The organism is Pararhodobacter oceanensis, assembly GCF_003076755.1.
GTDB lineage: Bacteria > Pseudomonadota > Alphaproteobacteria > Rhodobacterales > Rhodobacteraceae > Pararhodobacter > Pararhodobacter oceanensis.
Genome location: NZ_QDKM01000002.1, coordinates 168,917 through 189,926, shown reverse-complemented (window position 1 = coordinate 189,926; position 21,010 = coordinate 168,917). Strand labels below are relative to the sequence as shown.

Annotated in this window: 24 protein-coding genes and 1 tRNA gene; 11 read left to right on the top strand and 14 right to left on the bottom strand. The window is 63.9% G+C overall.

Annotated elements, in window-relative coordinates; all coding sequences use genetic code 11:
• Positions 1 to 16: 16 nt before the first annotated feature.
• The 3 genes from metG (at position 17) to DDE20_RS05325 (ending at position 3,148) form a co-directional block, all read left to right on the top strand.
• Positions 17 to 1,747: a methionine--tRNA ligase gene (gene metG / locus DDE20_RS05335; protein ID WP_116557439.1), complete on the top strand. Its 1,731-nt coding sequence runs from the start codon at positions 17 to 19 to the stop codon at positions 1,745 to 1,747.
• Between the two features lie 111 nt (positions 1,748 to 1,858).
• Positions 1,859 to 2,818, top strand: a complete 960-nt coding sequence (locus tag DDE20_RS05330) for a hypothetical protein (protein WP_116557438.1) — start codon at positions 1,859 to 1,861, stop codon at positions 2,816 to 2,818.
• 69 nt (positions 2,819 to 2,887) lie between these two features.
• Positions 2,888 to 3,148, top strand: a complete 261-nt coding sequence (locus DDE20_RS05325) for a hypothetical protein (protein ID WP_116557437.1) — start codon at positions 2,888 to 2,890, stop codon at positions 3,146 to 3,148.
• 6 nt (positions 3,149 to 3,154) lie between these two features.
• Here DDE20_RS05325 and DDE20_RS05320 read toward each other — a convergent pair whose 3' ends face one another.
• The 4 genes from DDE20_RS05320 to DDE20_RS05305 all read right to left on the bottom strand — a co-directional run bounded on the left by DDE20_RS05320 (position 3,155) and on the right by DDE20_RS05305 (position 6,202).
• Positions 3,155 to 3,406 carry a DUF167 domain-containing protein gene (locus DDE20_RS05320; RefSeq protein WP_116557436.1) on the bottom strand — a complete coding sequence of 84 codons (252 nt, stop codon included), beginning with the start codon at positions 3,404 to 3,406 and terminating at the stop codon, positions 3,155 to 3,157.
• A complete protein-coding gene (locus DDE20_RS05315) occupies positions 3,403 to 4,350 on the bottom strand; it encodes a threonine ammonia-lyase (RefSeq protein ID WP_116557435.1) in 948 nt (315 codons plus the stop codon). Before DDE20_RS05315 ends, DDE20_RS05320 begins: the two co-directional genes overlap by 4 nt.
• Positions 4,347 to 5,165 (bottom strand): alpha/beta fold hydrolase, encoded by an 819-nt coding sequence (locus tag DDE20_RS05310; protein ID WP_116557434.1) that lies wholly within the window; start codon positions 5,163 to 5,165, stop codon positions 4,347 to 4,349. The genes DDE20_RS05315 and DDE20_RS05310 overlap by 4 nt, the downstream gene beginning before the upstream one ends.
• Positions 5,166 to 5,422: 257 nt before the next feature.
• Positions 5,423 to 6,202, bottom strand: a complete 780-nt coding sequence (locus DDE20_RS05305) for an SDR family oxidoreductase (RefSeq protein ID WP_116557433.1) — start codon at positions 6,200 to 6,202, stop codon at positions 5,423 to 5,425.
• A 200-nt stretch (positions 6,203 to 6,402) separates the two neighbouring features.
• On the opposite strand from DDE20_RS05305, the gene DDE20_RS05300 reads away from it, so the two are divergent.
• Positions 6,403 to 7,425, top strand: coding sequence for a Hint domain-containing protein (locus DDE20_RS05300; RefSeq protein ID WP_116557432.1), 1,023 nt, complete (start codon positions 6,403 to 6,405; stop codon positions 7,423 to 7,425).
• Positions 7,426 to 7,440: 15 nt separating this feature from the next.
• Entirely contained in the window at positions 7,441 to 8,271 is an 831-nt protein-coding gene (locus DDE20_RS05295) for a universal stress protein (RefSeq protein WP_116557431.1), read from the top strand.
• Between the two features lie 13 nt (positions 8,272 to 8,284).
• On the opposite strand, the gene DDE20_RS05290 is transcribed toward DDE20_RS05295, so the two are convergent.
• Positions 8,285 to 8,653 carry a hypothetical protein gene (locus tag DDE20_RS05290; RefSeq protein WP_116557430.1) on the bottom strand — a complete coding sequence of 123 codons (369 nt, stop codon included), beginning with the start codon at positions 8,651 to 8,653 and terminating at the stop codon, positions 8,285 to 8,287.
• Between the two features lie 100 nt (positions 8,654 to 8,753).
• Positions 8,754 to 9,239 carry a MarR family winged helix-turn-helix transcriptional regulator gene (locus DDE20_RS05285; RefSeq protein ID WP_240607851.1) on the bottom strand — a complete coding sequence of 162 codons (486 nt, stop codon included), beginning with the start codon at positions 9,237 to 9,239 and terminating at the stop codon, positions 8,754 to 8,756.
• 263 nt (positions 9,240 to 9,502) lie between these two features.
• Here DDE20_RS05285 and ectA point away from each other — a divergent pair, with 263 nt between their 5' ends.
• The 5 genes from ectA (at position 9,503) to DDE20_RS18970 (ending at position 13,687) form a co-directional block, all read left to right on the top strand.
• Positions 9,503 to 10,042 (top strand): diaminobutyrate acetyltransferase, encoded by a 540-nt coding sequence (gene ectA / locus DDE20_RS05280; RefSeq protein ID WP_417600668.1) that lies wholly within the window; start codon positions 9,503 to 9,505, stop codon positions 10,040 to 10,042.
• 45 nt (positions 10,043 to 10,087) lie between these two features.
• Complete coding sequence (gene ectB, locus DDE20_RS05275) at positions 10,088 to 11,380, top strand: diaminobutyrate--2-oxoglutarate transaminase (RefSeq protein ID WP_116557429.1); 1,293 nt, start codon at positions 10,088 to 10,090, stop codon at positions 11,378 to 11,380.
• A 5-nt stretch (positions 11,381 to 11,385) separates the two neighbouring features.
• Positions 11,386 to 11,769, top strand: coding sequence for an ectoine synthase (locus tag DDE20_RS05270; RefSeq protein WP_116557428.1), 384 nt, complete (start codon positions 11,386 to 11,388; stop codon positions 11,767 to 11,769).
• Positions 11,770 to 11,945: 176 nt separating this feature from the next.
• Positions 11,946 to 13,382, top strand: a complete 1,437-nt coding sequence (locus DDE20_RS05265; RefSeq protein WP_116557427.1) for an aspartate kinase — start codon at positions 11,946 to 11,948, stop codon at positions 13,380 to 13,382.
• A gap of 152 nt (positions 13,383 to 13,534) precedes the next feature.
• On the top strand, positions 13,535 to 13,687 hold the full coding sequence (locus DDE20_RS18970; RefSeq protein ID WP_165814429.1) for a hypothetical protein: 153 nt from the start codon (positions 13,535 to 13,537) through the stop codon (positions 13,685 to 13,687).
• 208 nt (positions 13,688 to 13,895) lie between these two features.
• On the opposite strand, the gene DDE20_RS05260 is transcribed toward DDE20_RS18970, so the two are convergent.
• From DDE20_RS05260 to rocF, 8 genes are all read right to left on the bottom strand, one after another.
• Positions 13,896 to 13,972 (bottom strand) — tRNA-Pro (locus tag DDE20_RS05260).
• A gap of 265 nt (positions 13,973 to 14,237) precedes the next feature.
• Positions 14,238 to 14,957 (bottom strand): orotidine-5'-phosphate decarboxylase, encoded by a 720-nt coding sequence (gene pyrF / locus DDE20_RS05255; RefSeq protein ID WP_116557426.1) that lies wholly within the window; start codon positions 14,955 to 14,957, stop codon positions 14,238 to 14,240.
• Positions 14,958 to 15,039: 82 nt separating this feature from the next.
• Positions 15,040 to 15,495 (bottom strand): universal stress protein, encoded by a 456-nt coding sequence (locus DDE20_RS05250; protein WP_116557425.1) that lies wholly within the window; start codon positions 15,493 to 15,495, stop codon positions 15,040 to 15,042.
• Between the two features lie 78 nt (positions 15,496 to 15,573).
• Positions 15,574 to 16,365 carry an ion channel gene (locus DDE20_RS05245; protein WP_116557424.1) on the bottom strand — a complete coding sequence of 264 codons (792 nt, stop codon included), beginning with the start codon at positions 16,363 to 16,365 and terminating at the stop codon, positions 15,574 to 15,576.
• Positions 16,362 to 17,219 (bottom strand): branched-chain amino acid aminotransferase, encoded by an 858-nt coding sequence (locus DDE20_RS05240; protein WP_116557423.1) that lies wholly within the window; start codon positions 17,217 to 17,219, stop codon positions 16,362 to 16,364. The genes DDE20_RS05245 and DDE20_RS05240 overlap by 4 nt, the downstream gene beginning before the upstream one ends.
• Before the next feature lie 68 nt (positions 17,220 to 17,287).
• A complete protein-coding gene (truB, locus tag DDE20_RS05235; RefSeq protein WP_116557422.1) occupies positions 17,288 to 18,193 on the bottom strand; it encodes a tRNA pseudouridine(55) synthase TruB in 906 nt (301 codons plus the stop codon).
• An 88-nt stretch (positions 18,194 to 18,281) separates the two neighbouring features.
• Entirely contained in the window at positions 18,282 to 19,340 is a 1,059-nt protein-coding gene (locus DDE20_RS05230; protein ID WP_116557851.1) for an ornithine cyclodeaminase, read from the bottom strand.
• A 14-nt stretch (positions 19,341 to 19,354) separates the two neighbouring features.
• Entirely contained in the window at positions 19,355 to 20,296 is a 942-nt protein-coding gene (rocF, locus tag DDE20_RS05225; protein WP_116557421.1) for an arginase, read from the bottom strand.
• A 146-nt stretch (positions 20,297 to 20,442) separates the two neighbouring features.
• Here rocF and DDE20_RS05220 point away from each other — a divergent pair, with 146 nt between their 5' ends.
• Positions 20,443 to 20,895, top strand: a complete 453-nt coding sequence (locus DDE20_RS05220; RefSeq protein WP_116557420.1) for an Lrp/AsnC family transcriptional regulator — start codon at positions 20,443 to 20,445, stop codon at positions 20,893 to 20,895.
• Positions 20,896 to 21,010 lie beyond the last annotated feature (115 nt).

Genomic DNA, 21,010 nt, shown 5'->3' with positions numbered 1-21,010 from the left:
CCGGGGCATCGACTAAATGGCGCGCATTCTCATCACCTCTGCGTTACCGTATATCAATGGTATCAAACACTTGGGCAATCTGGTCGGCAGCCAACTGCCCGCCGATCTCTATGCCCGCTACATGCGCGCGCGCGGTCATGAGGTGATGTTCATCTGCGCCACCGACGAACACGGCACCCCCGCCGAGCTTGCCGCTGCCAAAGCCGAGCAGCCGGTCGATATCTACTGCGCCGAGATGCATGAGACCCAAGCCGCTCTCGCCCGCGGCTTTAAGCTGTCGTTTGACCATTTCGGCCGGTCCAGCAGCGCGCGCAACCACGCGTTGACCCAGCATATGGCCGGTCGCCTCAATGCCGCGGGGCTGATTTCCGAGGTCAGCGAGAAACAGGTCTATTCGAACGCGGACCGGCGCTTTCTGCCCGACCGCTATATCGAGGGCACCTGCCCGAACTGCGGCTATGAGCGCGCGCGCGGCGACCAATGCGAGAATTGCACCAAGCAACTCAGCCCCACCGATCTGGTGGAACCGCATAGCGCGATCTCGGGCTCGACCGATCTTGAGGTGCGCGAAACTAAACACCTGTTCCTGCGCCAATCAACCCTGCGCGACAAGCTGGATGCATGGATCGACACCAAGACCGACTGGCCGATCCTGACCACCTCGATTGCCAAGAAATGGCTGCATGACGGCGACGGTCTGCGCGACCGTGGCATCACCCGCGATCTCGACTGGGGCATCGCGGTCAAGGATGGCGACAACGACTGGCCGGGCATGGAGGGCAAGGTCTTCTACGTCTGGTTCGACGCGCCGATCGAATATATCGCCGCCACCGCCGAATGGGCCGACGCCAACGGGCTCGACGATGCCGCATGGCGCCGCTGGTGGCGCGAGGATGAGGGCGCCGATGACGTGCGCTATGTCCAATTCATGGGCAAGGACAACGTCCCCTTCCACACGCTCAGCTTCCCCGCCACCCAGATGGGCGCCAATTTCGACGGCTCTGAGCCGTGGAAGATGGTCGATTACATCAAATCGTTCAACTACTTGAACTATGACGGCGGCCAGTTCAGCACCTCTCAGGGGCGCGGCGTGTTCATGGATCAGGCGCTTTCGATCCTGCCCAGCGATTACTGGCGCTGGTGGCTGCTCAGCCATGCGCCCGAAAGCAACGACAGCGAGTTCACATGGGAGAATTTCCAAGCCTCGGTGAATAAGGATCTGGCCGATGTGCTGGGCAATCTGGTCAGCCGCGTCACCAAATTCTGCCGCTCGAAATTCTCCGAGGCGGTGCCCGAGGGCGGCGACATGGGCGCCCCCGAGGCGCAGTTGATCGCCGATCTGACCAGTCGCATCCGCAGCTATGAAACGCTGATGGAGGGCATGGAGGTGCGCAAATCCGCCGCCGAATTGCGCGCCATCTGGGCCTTGGGCAATGAATACCTGCAGGAGGCCGCGCCTTGGTCGGTGTTCAAAACCGACCCCGCACAGGCCGCCATGCAGATCCGCCTCGCGCTGAACCTGATCCGGCTCTATGCGGTGCTCTCGAAACCCTTTGTCCCCGACGCTGCCGCCGCGATGATGGATGCGATGGGCGCCGACGACTGGCGCTGGCCCGAGGATATCTCTGATGCCCTCACCACCCTGCCCGCCGGCCATGCCTTCACCACGCCGGATGTGCTGTTCTCGAAAATCACCGACGAACAGCGCGACGATTGGGCGGCGCGTTTCTCGGGCGTGCGCGCCTGATCAGCCCCCTCTGCAACAGAGATACCGCGTTGGGTTGACCCGAATCACGGGTTGCCCGACGCTACCTCGACCCGCGCAATTTCCGCGCGGGGGTCATCTCCGAGGGTATTTATGTTGCTGATTTCCAACACCACACGGGCGTTTTGCCTCTCTTGCGCCATGGCGGCGATCACCGCGCTCCCCGCCATCGCACAGGTCAATCTGACCGCGCGCACCAGCCAGAGCTTCACCTATGACACCGCGGTTAGCTGGCAGGAACGCGCCTACCGCCCTGCGGGGATCGTCGAATATGTGCATGTGCCGGGCAGCCTCTTGCTGGACCTGCGCATGGTCTTCGAGCCGCCATGGACCGATGATTTCGACCGCGTCTCGATCAACACCCGCGAGATCCATCTGATCCTTCCCGATGGCAGCGAATTGCGCCCCATCGGCAGCCATTCCAACTGGGGCCAGATGTTGCTCAGGCCCAGCAGCGTCTCTGCCCGCCGCCCCCGCGACTTTCCCGATGACCCCGGAGCGATCCATTGGAACGGCGTCTTTGTGGTGCCCAAAGGCATCTCGACGGCGACCCTGCGGTTCAGCGATGACGACACCCAGTTTCAGGGCAGCGTCACCATCCCCGCCCCCAGCCAACCGCAAGACGCGGCCTCCTTTGCCGATTTCTCGGTCAGCGAAGTCGCCCGTTTCCGCCGCGCCGAGCTGCAGGACGGGCGCGACGAGACCGCGATCAGCTCTTATATCCAAGCCCCCGCCGGCATGGTGCTGGCGGAAATCGAGGTCGAGATCGAGGCCACCGGCTCCAACCAAAGCGACGGCGACGACCGCTTTACATGGCACACCCATAACTTCCGGCTGGTCGATGCCGCAGGCCAGACCATGGGGCTGGTCGGCGAAAGGTTCCAGCGTCGTCTGCTTGATTCGCAATTCAGCGGCACCGATGTCGGCGACGACAGCGAGCGCACGATGCTTTGGGTGGTGCCCGAGGGTCTGAGCGAGGCGCGGCTCTTGTTCGGCGAAACCGAGGTGGCGCAGGTCGCGCTTGGCGCGGCCACGATCACCGACACCGACTGACGCCCGCCAATTGCACAGGGGGTCACCACGCCCCCTTTGCAGCCCCGCGACAACAGGTTACGATGGGCCATGTTCACCATCGAGCACGATTTCGACGCCACCGTGGTCACCATCATTGATGAGGGCGACGCGCCCCTGCACGAAGATATTGTGATCGAAAATCACGACGCCGGGGTCACCGTCTCGCAGGTCGACCCCGACACCGACGAGGTGCATTTCGTCCATTTCTCGCCGCGCCAGTTGCAAGAATTGCGCGCCGCGCTGGACCTGCCCGAGGGCATCTACCGTCTGCGTCCGATCAAACCGGGCGAGACACCGGATATCCCCTAACCGCGCTCAATCCACCTGAAACAGCTTGTCGCGGCTGGTCTGCCCGCGCAGCAATGTCAGCCGCGAGGGCGCGATGCCCAGCGCCTTGGCCAGCAGCTTGCGAATCGCCTCATTGGCGCGGCCATTATCGGGCGGCGCGGTCACCCAGATGCGCAGGGGATCGCCCTGTTCAATCGCATTGCGCCGCGCTTTCGGGGTCGCCCGCACCGACAGCCGCGCACCCTCCTGCACCAAAGCGCTCAGGTCCGGCAGGCTCATGCGTCCAGCGCGCGCACCATCATCGCGCGGTCCAGATTGCCGCCCGAGGCCACCGCGATCACCGGCCCGTCGCCCTCACAGGCCAGCGCCGCCGCCAGCGCCACCGCGCCGCCCGGTTCGATCACGATTTTCAAATGGTCATGCGCCAATGCCAACGCATTCAGCGCCGCCTCGTCGCTGACCACCTGCCCCGCGCCGCACAACCGCTGGATCACCGGCCAGGTCATCTCCCCCGCCTGCGGCGTCACAATCGCATCGCAGATCGAGCCGCTCAGCGCCGCGTTGCGCTGCAACTCCCCCGCCGCAAGCGATCGCGCCACATCGTCGAACCCCTCCGGCTCACAAGGATGCACCCGCAGCCCCGGCGCCTTCGCCTCCAGCGCCAGCGCGATGCCCGAGGTCAGCCCGCCACCGCCGCAGGGCACAAACACGCGCCCTTCGGTAACACCCGCCTCCGCCGCCTGCTCGGCAATCTCCAAGCCGCAGGTGCCCTGACCGGCGATCACTTCCGCCATGTCAAAGGGCTTGATCAAGGTTAATCCTCGCTCCGCCGAGAGCCGCGCGCCGATCTCGTCGCGGTCCTCGTTTTCACGGTCATAAAGCACCACCTCGGCGCCCAAAGCGCGTGTGTTGTTAATCTTAATGGCGGGCGCATCAGACGGCATGATGATCACCGCCGCGATCCCCTTGAGCCGCGCCGAAAGCGCCACGCCCTGCGCGTGATTGCCCGAAGAAAATGCGATCACCCCCGCAGGTTCCAGCGCCGAAATCGCATTCCACGCGCCGCGAAATTTGAACGAGCCGGTGCGTTGCAGGCATTCGGCCTTGACCAACACCCGCCGCCCGGCGACCTCATCCAAGAGCGGCGAGGACAACAGCGGCGTGCGCCGCGCATGGCCCGCCAGCCGCCCTGCGGCGGCCTCGATCATCGTAAAATCGGTCATATCAATAGTCCCAAAAACCGGTTGATCGCGCTGACCGCCTCGGGCTCATCCAGAAACGGGATATGCGCGCGGTCCGGCACTTCTTCATAAATCATATCCGGCGCACGCTCGGCCATTTCATCCGCCGTCGCCTGCGTCAACAGGTCCGAATTCGCCCCGCGGATCAGCGCCAAAGGCTTGCCGATACAAGCCTCGAACAGCGGCCAGGCATCCACCTCCGGCCCCTCCATCGCCTGTTGAAACGCCGCGCGCAGCGCCGGATCATAGTTGATATCCAGCCCCTGTTCGGTCGCGACATAATGCTTGCGCGCCTCTTCCATCCATCGGCTGGGCGGCGCGTCAAAACCCTCCATCGCATGCTCCAGCGCCACCGCTGCCGCCGCATGGGTGCGCGCTTCGGGCCGCTGGCCGATATACTCCTGAATGCGGCTGATCCCCAATGGATCGAGCACCGGCCCCACGTCATTCAGGATCAACCCGCGCAGCCGCTCGGGCGCCACCGCCGCAAGATACATACCGATCAGCCCGCCGCGCGAGGTGCCAAGAATAGCCGCGCTTTCCAGCCCAAGGTGATCCAGCAGCGCCAGCGCATCGGCGCCTTCCTGCATCACCGTATAGCTCTCGGCACCGGTCCAATCGGATTTGCCGCGCCCGCGATAATCCATGCGGATCAAGCGCAGCGGCGGCAGATGCGGCACCAGATAATCGAAATCCCGCCCGTTGCGGGTCAGCCCCGACAGACAGAGCAGAGGGATCCCGTTCCCCTCATCGGTGTAATAAATCTGGGCGCCGTCGCTGGCGGAGAAATAGGGCATGTCGGGCCTTCATCTTTTGCCCGCACTAGACCACGCAAAAACCCCACGGGCAAGCCGCCTGCGCAGGGGTTTTTCCGCTGCAATCCGGCTGCAAACCGCCCGCCCGACGCGCCGCTCCCGGCATCTCAGGGGCGCGACACCACCGCGCCCCCGCTTGCAGAAGAGGACTTTCTCAACATCAGCGAGGGTATTTCAGCCCAAAACCCCAGATCCGCTTGCAGTTTTCCAATCGTCTGACATTCAGATGCCGAAAACCGTCACAGCGTCGTATTGATCGCGCCACCGTCCAAAAGCACATTCTGCCCGACCATGAACCCCGCGTGCTGGCTGCACATAAACGCACAGGTCGCGCCGAACTCGCTGGCCGTGCCATAGCGCCCCACCGGGATCGTCGCCGCGCGCCGCGCGCGGGCTTCCTCCAGCGTGATCCCCGCCGATTTGACCACCGCCCCGTCCAGACTATCGGCGCGGTCGGTGGCATGGATACCGGGCAGCAGATTGTTGATCGTCACGCCCGAACCCGCCACCTGCCGCGCGGTGCCAGCGACAAAACCGGTCAGCCCCGAGCGCGCCGAATTCGACAGGCCCAGTACCCCCAAGGGCGCCTTGACCGCCTGACTGGTGATATTGACCACACGGCCCCAGCCGCGCTCCATCATCCCCGGCAAGGCCGCCTGCATCAGCGCAATCGGTGCCAGCATATTCGCGTCCAGCGCCTTGATGAAATCATCGCGCGACCAATCCGCCCACATCCCCGGCGGCGGGCCACCGGCATTGGTCACCAGAATGTCGATCTGACCGGCCGCCGCCAACACTTTGCCGCGCCCCTCCTCCGTGGTGATATCGGCGGCCACGGCCACCACCTCGACGCCATGCGCTGCGCGGATTTCGGCCGCCGTGGCCTCCAGCGCCTCGGCCCCGCGCGCGTTCATCACCAGATTGACACCCGCCGCCGCCAGCGCTTCGGCGCAGCCCCGTCCCAACCCTTTGCTCGATGCGCAGACCAATGCGCGTTTTCCGGTGATCCCCAAATCCATAGTATCCTCCTGTTGCTGGGTTTGGCGTAGCACCCGCGCGGCAACAGGGCAACGTATCGCAGCACGCGAAACAGCACGCCAAACCACGCGCGGCACAGTGCATTGACGCCGCTGCCCGCGCGCCGGTAAACTGCCGCAGCCCGAGCCGCTCGGGCCCCTATTCCCGCAGCTTAACCCGGGCAGCCCCAGCCATTGCCGAAATGACCCATGCTCCCCCCGCCCCCTCGGCCCCGTCCGTTGCCGCGCATCCTGTGGCGGTGTTTGCCGCGGCGGATCTGCCGGTATTGACCGGTGCCAATGCCGGTGACGCGCTGCCCGATCCCGCCGAAAGTATCTGCGGTGACTACTACCGGCTCGGTGAGGGCGCCAAGCCGTTAACCTTAATGCTCGACCTCTCCCATGACCACGCCGCCGCTGGCAGGGTCGGCGCGGGCTCGGACCTCGGTCGCGCGGGCGAGGCGGTGCAACTCCTCGGCACATTATCGTTAATGGCCCCCGACGGAGATCTGGTTGAAGTGCTGGTCCTCGACCTCGCCAGCGCGGGCCGCATTGCCCTGCCGCTTTCGCCGCTGATGCCGCGCCATGTCTATACGCTGATCGCCACCGATCCCTCGGGCGGGCCGATCAAACTGGCGGATACCGTCGCCGGCGCGCTCTGTCACGGCACCCGCATTGCGCTGGCCGACGGGCGGCAATTGCCGATTGAGGAGCTGCAAATCGGCGATCTGGTGATCACCCGCGACCATGCGGTGCAGCCCCTGCGCTGGAAGGGCAATGTGCGCCTGCGCGCCGAGGGCAGTTTCGCGCCGGTCACGGTGATGCCCGGCGTGATGGGCAACCCCGCGCCGCTCAGCGTCAGCCCCTATCACCGGCTGTTCCTCTATCGCCGCGCGGCGAAATCCGACGCCGGTGCCGCCGAACTTCTGGTGCAGGCGCGCCATCTCGTTGACAACACCCGCATTCTGCGCCGTGCGGGTGGCTTTGTGGAATATTTCTCGCTGGTCTTCGACGCCCATGAGGTGATCTACGCCGAGGGCGTTCCCTGCGAGAGCCTGCTGGTCTGCCCCGCGGTCCTCACCCGCCTGCCCGATGATCTGGCCGCCCCCCTGCGCGACGCCTTCCCCGGTCTGAGCCAGCGCCTGCATACCGGAGCGGATCTCCGCCCGGAAATCATCTCGCGGTTGCGCGACAGGCCGGGTGTGTTTAACGATCTAAACTCCTGACATAGGGGCGTTTTCATGGTGCAACCCTCGATTTTTGCCGCCACCGACCTCTCGGAACGCTCGGCGCATGTCGCCGGACGCGGCGCGCAACTGGCGCAATGCCTCGGCGCGCGGCTGGTGCTGGCCCATGTCGGTGAAGACAGCAGCGCGCGCTTCAGCCTTGGCCGCGCCAAGCAAAGCCGCGCCGATATGCTGGCCGATCTGGCCCGCGAATACGGTGCCGAAACGCGGTTGCTCAGCGGCGAGCCCCATGTCGTGCTGCCCGCAGCGGCGCGCGAGGATAACGCCGCGCTGATCATCCTCGGCCTGCATCAGGAACGCCGCGTGCTCGATCTTTTGCGCCTGACCACGATGGAGCATATCGTGATGGCCGCACCCTCGCCGGTGCTGATCGCCCACCAGCCGCCGACCCGCGGCTATGGGCAGGTCCTGCTGGCCAGTGACTTCTCGCAGGCCTCGGCAGAAAGCCTGATCATGGCCGCACGCATCGCCCCGACCGCGCGGTTTCACGCGGTGCATGCGCTGCAATTGCCGCTGGGGGCGCTGTTTCACCGTGGCCATGACGACAGCGAGGCGGCGCTGGCCGAGGCGATCGAAGCGCGCCGCGCCTTCATGCAAACGGCGGATCTGCCCACGCTGACCGAACCGCTGGAAATCGTCCCCGGCGGTGTTCATCAGGTGCTGAAATTCCGCCGTGAGGAACTGGCCGCCGATCTTGTGTGTATCGGCGCGCAATCGGGCAGCACGCCGGATGATCTGGGCGAATACGCCCGCGATCTGATGCGCGCCCCGCCGACCGATCTGCTGGTCGCACGCGCGCCGCAAGCCCCCGCCAAAGACGCCTAGCGGGCCAATACGCTCAGAAATGCGCCTTTGGTTCGTCGGGCTTGCCCGCCGCCAGCGCCAGCACCCCGCCGACAAGGCAAAAGCCGATCGGGAACATGGTGAACACGCCAAAACCAAAGGCCAGATACATCAACCCGCCCGCCGCGATCAGCAGCAGCCCGCCGACCAGCGCGCGGATCTTGGCCATCGCGCCACCGGCAATCGCCATCAAGGGCGCCAGAAAGCTGGCCACACGGATCAACTGCGGGTTTTCCACCTGCCCGAACATCTCGCCAACCTCGGCGTGGCTGCGCAGCAATTCGGTATAGCCATAGCCGAAAAACCCGATCAGCATCGCCAGAAGCCCGCCGATCACACCCAGTGTCAAAGCCGCGTTGCGCATGGAATGTCCTATCTCGATGTGACGCCGGTCCAGCCCGCCAGATATAGGCCCGCCCGCCTTGGTTCAACCCGCGCGCGCGGTCAACACGGTCAACGTGGGGTCATTCAGTCGGGTGCGTATGATGGATTTCGCCGGTGTGCAGGATCGGCGAGGCATCAATCGTCGAGGCATCCAGCATCCCCGCCACCCGCTCCAGCGCGGCCACAATCATCGCCTGTTCCCAATCCGCCAGCGCCTCGAATTCCTTGACGTATTTCTGCTGCAACGGGTCCGGCGCACCCTCGATGGCGCTGCGCCCGTGGTCGGTCAGCACGATATTGGTCTGCCGCCGGTCAATCAGCGAGCGCTGCCGCTCGATCATCGATTTCGCCACCAACCGGTCCAAGAGCGTCGAGACCGTCGCCGAACTGACCCCCATCTGCGTCGAGATCTGTTTCGGCGTCACGCTGCCATGGCTCAGCACGATCTCCAGCACCCGGCTTTGCACTGGCGTCAGCCCCGCCGTATGCGCCAGCGTGCGCGCGTAAATCTCGGTCGCGCGCAGAATCCGTCGCAGCGCGACAAGTGAGGTATCGGTTCTGTCCAAGGTCTCTCCTGCGGCAAAATCAGCGCATCTTCGGGGCTCTATCTTAGGTTTTCGACGCATTTTCAGCAAGTCGAGAAGATAGTTAGCTCAACGAGTGACTTTCCCCTATTCCCCAAGGAAATATGGGCAAATTCGGCCTGTTTCAGCATATTTTGCGGTGGGTTTTTGAATTATTTACTAGGTAAGGCTAGCTAACCTAGTTGATCTTTGGGGGGTGGATCGCCTATCTATCACCGGGAACGCAGCAAACTACGAGGTAACCCGTGGCCGACATCCGTCAGATCAAAGCCCGTCGCGATGATGTCCAATTCCGCAAACCCGACCCCACCGACGGGGCCGAGATTTGGGAATTGATCGCCAGCTGCAAGCCACTCGACGAGAATTCGATGTATTGCAATCTGATCCAATGTGACCATTTCCGCGACACCTGCATCCTCGCCGAACTCGATGGCGCGCCGGTGGGCTGGATCTCGGGCTATGTGCTGCCCAAAGACCCCGAAACCTTCTTTGTCTGGCAGGTTGCGGTCTCGCCGAAAGCGCGCGGCCTCGGGCTGGCCAAACGCATGCTCGAACAGCTTTTCGAGCGCGAGGATTGCAAGGATGTGACCCGCCTGCAGACCACGATCACCAAAGACAATGATGCCAGCTGGGCGCTGTTTCGCAGCTTTGCCGACGCCCAGAACGCCGATCTGGACCATGAGGCCCATTTCGAGAGCGAGCGGCATTTTCAGGGCGAGCATGACACCGAGCATATGGTGACGATCAGCCTGCCTGACGCCGATGCGCTGGACGCGGCCGCTTAACGCCGCCGCCCCGCACCGGCCCCCCACAAAATTAAGGACATGGATATGACGACTGACATTTCAGCCGATACCAAGATTTTTGAGCGCCGCGAATCGCAGGTGCGCAGCTATTGCCGTGCGTTTGACGCGGTTTTCACCCGCGCCACCGGCTCCACGCTCTATGACACCGACGGCCACGCCTATACCGACTTCCTCTCGGGCTGCTCGTCGCTCAACTACGGCCATAACGACCCCGATATGAAGGCCGCGCTGATCGACCACATCACCGAGGACGGCATCGCCCATGCGCTGGATATGTATACCAGCCCCAAGGCCGCGTTCCTCGAGACCTTCGAGCGCCTGATCCTCGCCCCGCGCGGCATGGATCATAAGGTGATGATGACCGGCCCGACCGGCGCCAACGCCGTCGAATCCGCGATCAAACTGGCGCGCAAAGTCACCGGCCGCACCAATGTGATATCCTTCACCAACGGCTTTCACGGCATGACCCTGGGCGCCCTCTCGCTGACCGGCAACTCCGGCAAACGCGGTGGCGCAGGCGTGACGCTGGGCGATGTGACGCATCTGCCGTTCGAGGGCTCCTTGGGCGACGGTGTCGACACGCTGGCAATGATCGAGACCATGCTCGGCAACGATTCCAGCGGCATCGACGCCCCCGCCGCGATCATTCTGGAACTGGTGCAGGGCGAAGGCGGTCTCAACGCCGCCTCGCGCACATGGGTCGAGGGCATTGCACGTCTGGCCAAACAGCACGGCGCCATGCTGATCGTCGATGACATTCAGGCGGGCATTGGCCGCACCGGTGATTTCTTCAGCTTCGACGACATGGACATCCAGCCCGATATGATCACGCTGGCGAAATCGCTTTCCGGTTTCGGCCTGCCCTTCGCGCTGACCCTGATCCGGCCCGAGTTGGACATCTGGAAGCCCGCCGAACACAACGGCACCTTCCGCGGCAACACCCATGCCTTTGTCACCGCCAAAACCGCGCTGGAAAAATTCTGGGCCGATGACGCGTTCAAAACGCAAGTTGCCGAGAAAGCCAAAGTGCTGACCCAGCGCCTGACCCGGATCGCCGATCTGATCCCCGGTGCGCGCCTCAAAGGCCGCGGCATGATGCAGGGCGTTGACGTGGGCAACGGTGATCTCGCGGCGGCGATCTGCGCCGAGGCTTTCACCCGCGGCTTGATCATCGAAACCTCGGGCGCCGAAGACGAGGTGGTGAAAGTGCTTGCACCCCTGACCACGCCGATGGACCAATTCAGCGAGGGGCTCGACACCCTCGAGGCTTCGGCACGCGCCTGCCTCAACGCCCATGTCAAAATTGCTGCGGAGTAAACCCGATGATCGTTCGTGACCTCAAAGACCTGAAAAACACCGACCGCGATGTGCATGACGCGCAATGGACCTCGGTGCGGATGCTGCTTGCCGATGACGGGATGGGATTTTCCTTTCATATCACCACCCTCGAGGCCGGCTCCGAGCATACCTTCCACTATAAGAACCACTTCGAGAGCGTCTATTGCATCTCCGGCAAAGGCTCGATCACCGATCTGGCCACCGGCGAAACGCATCAGATCCACCCCGGTGTGATGTATGCGCTCAACCTGCACGACAAGCACACGCTGCGCGCCGAAGAAGAGCTGGTGATGGCCTGCTGCTTCAACCCGCCGGTGACCGGCAAAGAGGTGCATCAGGCCGACGGCTCTTACGCGGCAGCGGATTAAAGTGTGTCGCGCCTCTTAGATCTCTAGCATTCGCCGGTTGGGGTGAGGCAGCGTTTGCATCGCAAATGCGTTCACACCAACCGGAGAATTCAATCTGACACGACATGCGCACCACGCCGCGCCGCTTCAAATTATCCAAAAAGAAGGCGTCCCCGGCGCAACGGGGACGAAAGATCATGACCAGACCCGCACATACCGTTGAAAAAATCGGCGGCACCTCGATGAGCCGCTCCGCCGAACTCCTCGACACGCTGTTCCTGCGCGGCGGCAAAGACCCCTACAACCGGATTTTCGTCGTCTCCGCTTACGGCGGCATCACTGATCTGTTGCTCGAGCATAAGAAAACCGGCGAGCCCGGCGTCTACGCGCGGTTTTCCAACGCCAGCAATGACTTGGGCTGGTCCGAAGCGCTCAATCAGGCGATGGCGGCAATGAGCGCGGCCCATGGCAAAGTGCTCGAAACCGCCGCCGATATCCGCGAGGCCGATGACTTCCTGCGCGAACGCATCGAGGGCGCGCGCTCCTGCCTGATCGACCTGCAGCGGCTCTGCTCCTACGGGCATTTCCGCCTCAGCCAGCATATGGATATCCTGCGCGAATTGCTCTCGGGCTTGGGCGAAAGCCACTCCGCCTTTGTCACCGCGCTCCTCTTGCGCCGCGCTGGCGTCAACGCCCGCTGCGTCGATCTCAGCGGCTGGCGGGACGAGCGTGATGTGACGCTGGAACAACGCATTGACGAGGGGCTACGCGACGTCGATCTGACCACTGAGCTGCCCATCGTCACCGGTTATGCGCAATGCTCCGAGGGGCTGATGTCGCTCTATGACCGCGGCTATTCCGAGGTCACCTTCAGCCGCATCGCCGCCCAAACGGGCGCCAGCGAGGCGATCATCCATAAGGAATTCCACCTCTCCTCCGCCGATCCCAAACTCGTCGGCTTGGAGAATGTGCGCAAACTCGGCCACACCAACTATGACGTCGCCGACCAGCTCTCGAATATGGGGATGGAGGCGATCCACCCCTCGGCGGCCAAAACCCTGCGGCAGGCGCATATCCCCCTGCGCGTGACCAACGCCTTCGAGCCCGAAGACCCCGGCACGCTGATCGACGATTCCAACGGCGAGACCCCGCGCGTCGAGATCATCACCGCGCTCGATGTGTTCGCTCTGGAAGTCTTCGAGCAGGATATGGTCGGCGTCAAAGGCTATGACGCGACGATCCTGCAGGCGCTGACCCGCCATAAGGTCAGCATTGTCGCCAAATCTTCGAACGCCAATGCGATCACCCATTACGTCGATACGTCGCTGAAACAGGTCAAACGCGTCGAGAATGATCTCGTCGATACCTACCCCACCGCCTCGGTCACCGCCCGCGGCGTCGCCGTGGTCGCCGCGATTGGCCGCGACCTGACCGGCCTCAACGCGCTGGGGCGTGGCCTTGCGGCACTCGATGAGGCGGGGATCACCCCGGTCGCCGTGCAACAAGGCCCGCGCAACGTCGATATCCAGTTTGTCACCACCAGCGATGACGCGGATAAAGCGGTGAAAATCCTCCACGCCTGCCTGATCGAACAGGCCGCGAGCACGAAAAGCAAACCGCGCCTCGCCGCCTAATCCGCACCGAAACCACCCTTGCCCCTCCCCCGCGGCGGGCAAGGGTGTCGCGCGCCAAAGCCCCCGCAAACGGGCCGCCATCATGGCGCCAAAACTTAACCGCAGGAAAACCCGGCATCTGTGTTACCCTTCAGACTTAGGGAGGAACACATATGAAACGGCTTTTTCTGGGCCTCGGCCTGCTCGTCACCGCCGCTTGCACCCCCACGCAACCGCCGATGGTGCTACCGACCCACCCCGATCCGCTGTGCTTCTACACCGAGCCCGCCGCCCCCGGTGAGCCTCTCGGCGAGGTCTGCGCCTGACCGCATACGCCACCTGCGGCGGTCCTATCGGTCCTGACGACTGGCATCACGCGCCGGCACTCCCTAGTGACGGGCCCGGCATGTGTGAGGCCCCGAAGCCGCAACGCCCCGCGCCCACACACAGGGTGCCAACCCCGGCTCAATGAACGCCCCGGACCAGCCCATTCAAGGCGTGGTCTCGTCAACGATGCAATATATCAATGAAATCTGGTCGGAGTGAGAGGATTCGAACCTCCGGCCCCTGCCTCCCGAAGACAGTGCTCTACCAAGCTGAGCTACACTCCGACCGTGCCGCCGACCTACCCCTCGCAACACGGATTTGCAAGAGGAATTCCACCGCCCCCGGGTGAGTTTTGCGCGCCAATTAGCCCCGCCAAACCTGCCCGCCCATCTTTGTGCCCAAAATATCCTCGGGGGTGAATGGCCGCAGGCCAGAGGGGGCCGACAGCCCCCTGCGCCGCCGAGCAAAGCGACAGCGGCGCGCGGGTCGCGTGAGGGGGTGCGGCCGCAGGCCGCGCGCCCGAGGGCGAAACCCCTCTCCCGCGACGGGTCAGACCGCGCTGATCTCTGCCAAGATCGCCCGCGCTGCCGCCAGCGGGTCCGAGGCCGCATTCACCGGCCGCCCGACGACGATATGGTCGGCGCCAAACCGCAGCGCCTCTGCCGGTGTCGCGATGCGTTTTTGATCATTCGCCGCACTGCCCAAGGGCCGCACGCCCGGCGTCACGATCAGCTTCCCCGCCGCCTGCGGCAGGGCACGGATACGCGCCGCCTCATGCGGGCTGGCGATCACCCCGTCGGCCCCGGCCTCAAAGGCCAGCGCCGCGCGCTCTACCACCAGATCCGCCATCTCGCCGGGTTTGATCAATGCTGCATCCAGATCCGCGCGGTCGAGCGCGGTCAGGATGGTCACCGCCAGAATACTCAACCCGCTGCCCGCCGCCCCGTCACGCGCCGCGCGCACCACATTCGGGTCGCCGTGCACGGTCAGGAAATCCAGATTAAACTGCGCCACACCACGCACCGCCGCCTCGACGGTGGCCGGAATGTCGAAAAATTTCATATCGAGGAAAATACGCTTGCCCAATTCGCCCTTCAGCTCATTGGCCAGCGCCAGCCCGCCGCCGGTCAGCATACCGAGGCCGATCTTGTAGAAACTCACCGTATCGCCGAGCTTGCGCGCCAGTTCCAGCCCCTGCAGGACATCGGGCAGGTCCAGCGCCACGATCAGGCGGTCATCGGCACGCGGGGGATTTTGGGCAAGGGTCATCGCAACTCTCCAATTGGGTCGCGCCAGCATCTACCGCCGCCGGCGAGGCTCGGCAACCGCGTTACACCCCGCCCGGCCCCTCTCAGGCAATCGCCTCCATCCGCTCTTTGGACAAAGCGCCGGGCACAATGGTGATCGGCACCGGCAAAGAGCCCGAGTTGCGCGACAGATGCGAGACCAGAGGCCCCGGCCCGTTGCGATCCACCCCGGCGCCCAGAACCAATATCCCGATCGCCGGATCATCCTCAAGCTGGGCAAGGATCTCGTCCTCGGCCTTACCCTCGCGGATCACCAGTTCCGGCTGGATGTTATGCTTGTCGCGCATCCATTTGGCGAAGACCTCGAAATGCGCCTCGATCCGCTCCTGCGCCTCTTCGCGCATCACATCGGCCACGCCCATCCAGTGCTGGAACTCGTCGGGCGAAATGATCGACAGGATCTGCACCTGCGCATTGGTATGCGCCGCCCGCAGAGCCGCGAAACGGATCGCGTTCAGGCATTCACGGCTATCATCCAGAATGACCAGAAACTTGCGCATCATTCTCCCCTTTTCCAGCGCGCCATCATGGCGCAGCGACTGCGCCCTGTCCAGCGCCCGACAGACCCCGGGACGCGCTCAATCGCTAAACCCCGGTGTTGAAATCTTCACCACCTCGCCGCAATGCTTGCAATGCACCGCGTCGGGATCATGGCGGTTAAGCCCGCATTCGGGGCATTCGAATTTGACCTTACCGGGCATGAACATCGACCGCGCCAATTGCACAAACAGCGCCACACCGATCACCATGACAGCGGCTGAAAACAGCTTGCCGCCCGGGGAATTCAACGTGATATCGCCGTAACCGGTGGTGGTCAGCGTGGCAACGGTGAAATAGAGCGCATCAATATAGGCCGCGGGGCCGGTATGCGGGTCGAAAAACAGCGTGAACGCCAGCGAAGTGGTGACGAAAATGAACACAAACAGGTTCACCGCCGCGATCACCGTATCCTCATGGCGCTGGATGAATTTACTGTCATAGCGCAGATCGCGCATCAGCCTATAGGACAGCAAGAGCCGCACGCCGCGCAGGATGCCCAGAAAGGTGATATCCTCCGAGATCATCGGCCCGATCAGCAAGGACGCCAGCACCGCGATATCAGCCAGCGTATAAAGCCGCCGCATCATCCGCCAGCGACTGCCCGCAACCCAGAGACGGGCGAGGAAATCCGCCAGAATCACCGCCCCGATACCGGCGCTGATCAGCGTCGCGGTGGCGGTTTGCGGATAGGCAGCGGCGGCGATGAAAAACAGGATCGAGAGGATATCAAAGACGATCAGCCCATAACGGAACCACACCGCATGCGGCGCGCGGCTGTAATAGAGCCGCCGCACCGCTTGTTTGAGGGGGATTTCCTCGTCGTCGCTCATGCGCTGCTTTTGGCCCAGTCCCAATACAGCTCGCGCGCGCGTTTGGTCACCGGCCCGATCTGGTATTGGCGCTCGTCAAAGGCCGTCACCGGTGTCACTTTCGACATATTGCCGGACAGGAACACCTCATCGGCATCGCGGAAATCCTCCAGCGTCAGCACCGCTTCGTGCACCCGCAGCCCATCGGCGCCCAGATTGTCGATATGGCGCGCGCGGGTGATCCCCGACAGGAAGGTGCCATTGGCAATCGGCGTAAACACCTCGCCATCCTTGACCATGAACACATTCGCCGTCGCCGATTCCGCGACATTGCCCTGACTGTCGCAAACCAGCGCATTGCCGAAGCCCTTGGCGCCTGCCTCCGCCAGCATCCGCGCGTTATTCGGGTACAGACACCCCGCCTTGGCGTTGACCACCGCCACATCCAGCGTCGGGCGCCGAAACCGCGTGGTGGTCAGCGTTGTCGAGGATTCCGCCTTCGCCATCGGGATCGCCTCAAGGCAGACGCTAAAGCCGGTCTTGCCCTGCAACGGCATCACCCCCGAGGGCCCGCCATCAATCGCCCAATACATCGGGCGGATATAGACCTCCTCGGCGAAGCCTTCGAGCCCCTCGCGGATGATCTCGACCATCGCCTCGGTGCTCACCGTCGGGGTGATCATCAGCGCCTCCGCCGAGCGGTTGATCCGCGCGCAATGGCGGTCGAGATCCGGCGTCACCCCGTCAAACAGCCGCGCGCCGTCAAACACCGTGCTGCCCAGCCATGCGCCATGATCGGCGGCACGCATCACCGGCACATCACCGTCATGCCACTGCCCGTCAAAATAGGTTCTAATCCGGTCGCCAACAGCCATGCCCAGCCTCCTCGTCAAATCTGCGCGAGTTAAACACCGGCAGAGGCCAGCGTCCAGTGGCTCTCAACCTACAAATTGAACACGCGGCTGGGATGCAATTCACCGCCCATATAGGTGCCCACGGCCACCGGCTGCCCCTCAAAACTGCCCCAACACAGATCCCCCGGCGCCGCCGAGGCCGAGAGCACCCGCCCCGGATTGCCGTTCTTCAGCCGCACCGCCCCCTCCGGCGCCAGCAGCAGCTCCGGCAGATCCGCCAGCGCAACCTCCACCGGCATGAGCCGCGCGTCCAGTTCCGGCGTCCGCGCCAGTTTCTCAACCTCTTCAAGGCTGATCCCCTGCGCCGCATCAAACGGCCCCGACCACTCGCGCCGCAGCCACGCGACATGACCCAGACAGCCCAGCGCCTGCCCCAGATCCCGCGCGATCGAGCGCACATAGCCGCCCTTGCCGCAGATCATCCGCAGTTCCACATGATCCGCATCGGGCCGCGCCAAGAGGGTCAACTCCTCGACAAACAAAGGCCGCGCCGCCAGATCCATCTCCTCGCCGCCGCGCGCAATATCATAGGCGCGCTCGCCCTCGATCTTCACCGCGGAATACTGCGGCGGCACCTGCTCGATCTGCCCGCGAAACGCAGCCAGCGCCGCCTCGACCTGATCATCCGAGGGCCGCGCCTCGGCAGTCTCGATCACCTGCCCCTCGGCGTCATCGGTGTCGGTCGCCGCGCCCAGCCGCACCATAAAGCGGTAGCTCTTCATCGCGTCGGTCACGAATGGCACGGTCTTGGTCGCCTCGCCCAGCGCAATCGCCAAGACGCCGGTCGCCGCCGGATCCAGCGTGCCGGCATGGCCCGCCTTTTTCGCGTCGAGCGCCCAGCGCACCTTGCCGACCACCGAGGTCGAGGTCACCCCCGCCGGTTTATCCACCACCAGCCAGCCCGAAATCGAGCGTCCCTTTTTCTTGCGTGCCATTAACCTATTCCCGTCTGTGACGCCCCGATTGCAGCGCGGGAGGTAGCCTTAGACGCCCCGCACCGCAACCCCTGACGCCCCTGCGGCCTCAGGGTTTGGCGCGCATCACCATACCATAAAGATCGCGCGGATCATCGGGATCGGCAATCACATCCAGCATCGCACCCGAGCCATCGACATGGCTATAAAGCCAGTTCAGCGCGGTGAAATCCTCCACCGCAAAGCCAACCCCGTCAAACAGCGTAATCTGCTTGTCCGAGACCCGCCCCGCGACCTCGCCATTGATCACCCGCCAGAATTCGGTGACCGGAAACTCCGGCGCCATCTGCTGGATTTCCCCCTCGACACGGGTCTGCGGCTCGAATTCGACAAAGGTCTCCGCGCGGTTCAGGATCGCCGGCGCCAGTTCGGTCTTGCCCGGACAATCGCCGCCAATCGCATTAATATGCACGCCGTCGCCGATCATATTGTCATGCAGCACCGTCGCATTGCGCTTATCGGCGGTGCAGGTGGTGATGATCTGCGCGCCCAAAGCCGCCTCTTCCGCACTCGCACAGGTCTGCACGGTCAACCCCGTCCCCGCCAGATTGCGCGCGCATTTCTCCGTCGCCGCCGCGTCCACATCATACAGCCGCACCGTGTCGATCCCGACCACCGCCTTCATCGCCAGCGCCTGAAACTCCGCCTGCGCGCCATTGCCGATCAGCGCCAGCACTTTCGCGCCCTTGGGCGCCAGATGTTTCGCCACCATCGCCGAAGAGGCCGCGGTGCGCAGCGCGGTCAACACGGTCATTTCCGCAAACATCAAGGGATAGCCGGTCTCCACCTGCGCCAAGACGCCAAAGGCGGTGACCGTCTGCAAACCGGTGCGCGTATTCGCCGGATGGCCGTTCACGTATTTGAACGCATAGCGCTCCCCGTCCGAGGTCGGCATCAATTCGATCACCCCGATCGGCGAATGGCTCGCCACCCGCGGGGTTTTGTCAAACACCTGCCAGCGTTTGAAATCCGCCTCGATCCGCGCGGCCAATTCGCCCAGCGCCACCTCCAGCCCGACACGGTGCACAATCGCCATCATCTCGGCCACCGAGACAAAGGGCACCAAAGCCTGCGCCGACGGCTGCGGCACGCCCACTGCTGCGTTCATTTTTTCACCCTGCATCATGACTGCCCCCGATAGGCCCGCGTGGGCCGGTCAAACACCTTGCGCCCCATCAGGGACGCCAGCAAATCCACCATCAAATGCGCGGTCTTGCCGCGTTCATCCAGAAACGGGTTCAACTCGACCAGATCGACCGATGTCACCAGCGCGGATTCGTGCAGCATCTCCATCACCAGATGCGCCTCGCGAAAGGTCGCCCCGCCCGGCACCGTGGTGCCCACCGCAGGCGCCACCGAAGGGTCCATGAAATCCACATCCAGCGAGACATGCAGCATGCCATTCACCGCCGCCACCCGCTCTAAAAACGCGCGCAGCGGCGCGACCACGCCCTGCTCATCCAACACCCGCATATCGTGAATCGCCACCTCATGCGCCTGCAAGGCATCATGCTCGGCCGGATCAACGCTGCGGATACCGAATAGGCAGATATTCTGCGGCGGCACGGGTGCCGGAAACGGCGGCAATGGCGCCATCTCGCGCCCCGCCAGATAGCCCACCGGCGTGCCATGCAGACTGCCCGATTGCGTGGTCATCACCGTATGAAAATCGCTATGCGCATCAAGCCAAAGCACAAAGAGCGGCCGTCCGACCGCCTGCGCATGCGCTGCAACCCCGGCGACCGAGCCCAAGGACAGCGAGTGATCCCCGCCCATAAACACCGGCATCCCCTCGGCACAGGCCGCCTGCCCCGCCTCGGCCAGAACCCGCGTCCAGCCCAGCGTCTCCGCCAGATGATGCACCGCAGGGTTATCGCAGCGCACCTCTTCCAGCACCGGCAGGGCGACATCGCCGCGATCCACGACGCGGTGCCCCAGATCCTCCAGCATCTGCACAATCCCCGCGGTCCGGTAAGCCGCCGGCCCCATCAAACAGCCGGGCCGCTTCTGGCCGCTATCAATCGGCGCGCCGATCAACACACAAGAACTCGGGGTCGGGGACATGAAAAACCTCGCAAATCTGCCTCAAAGCCTGACCCTTGAGTGCCACAGGCGCCGAGGCGCCGCAGTCGCCATTTTGCACAGTCTGATCACTGGATTGCCCGTTTTGAGCAACCCTGCTATACAAAGCGAAACCACAAGGCCCTGACATGCCCCCCGACACCCCTCTCGACCCGCTCGACCACGCGCTGATCACCGCGCTCAAACGCGACGGCCGCGCCAGCCTCTCCGATCTCGCGCTGCAACTCAATGTTACCCGCACCACCGTGCGCACACGGCTCTCAAAGCTCTTGGCTTCGGGTGAGATCGCCGGTTTCACTGCGCTGACCAAGGGCGATCTGGCCGACAGTCCGGTGCGCGCCTTGATGATGGTGGCGATCACCGGCACCGGCACCGACCGCACGGTCAGCCGTATTCTCACAATGGCACCGGTGCAGGCCGCGCATGCGACCAACGGGCAATGGGATGTGATCGTGGAACTGGCCACCGACTCATTGGAAACGCTGGATAAAACCCTCACCCGCATCCGCCGGCTTGAGGGCGTCAGCCACAGCGAGACCCACCTTTTGATGTCCACCCGCCGCGCCCAACCAACGCGCTGATCTCATCTGTCCAGAAATATCCTCGGGGGTCCCCAAGGGGGTGGAAAACCCCCTTGGTGGCGCGTGGGGCCACCCCCACCGGCGCGCGGGGGCTCGATGCCCCCAAGCGCCGCCC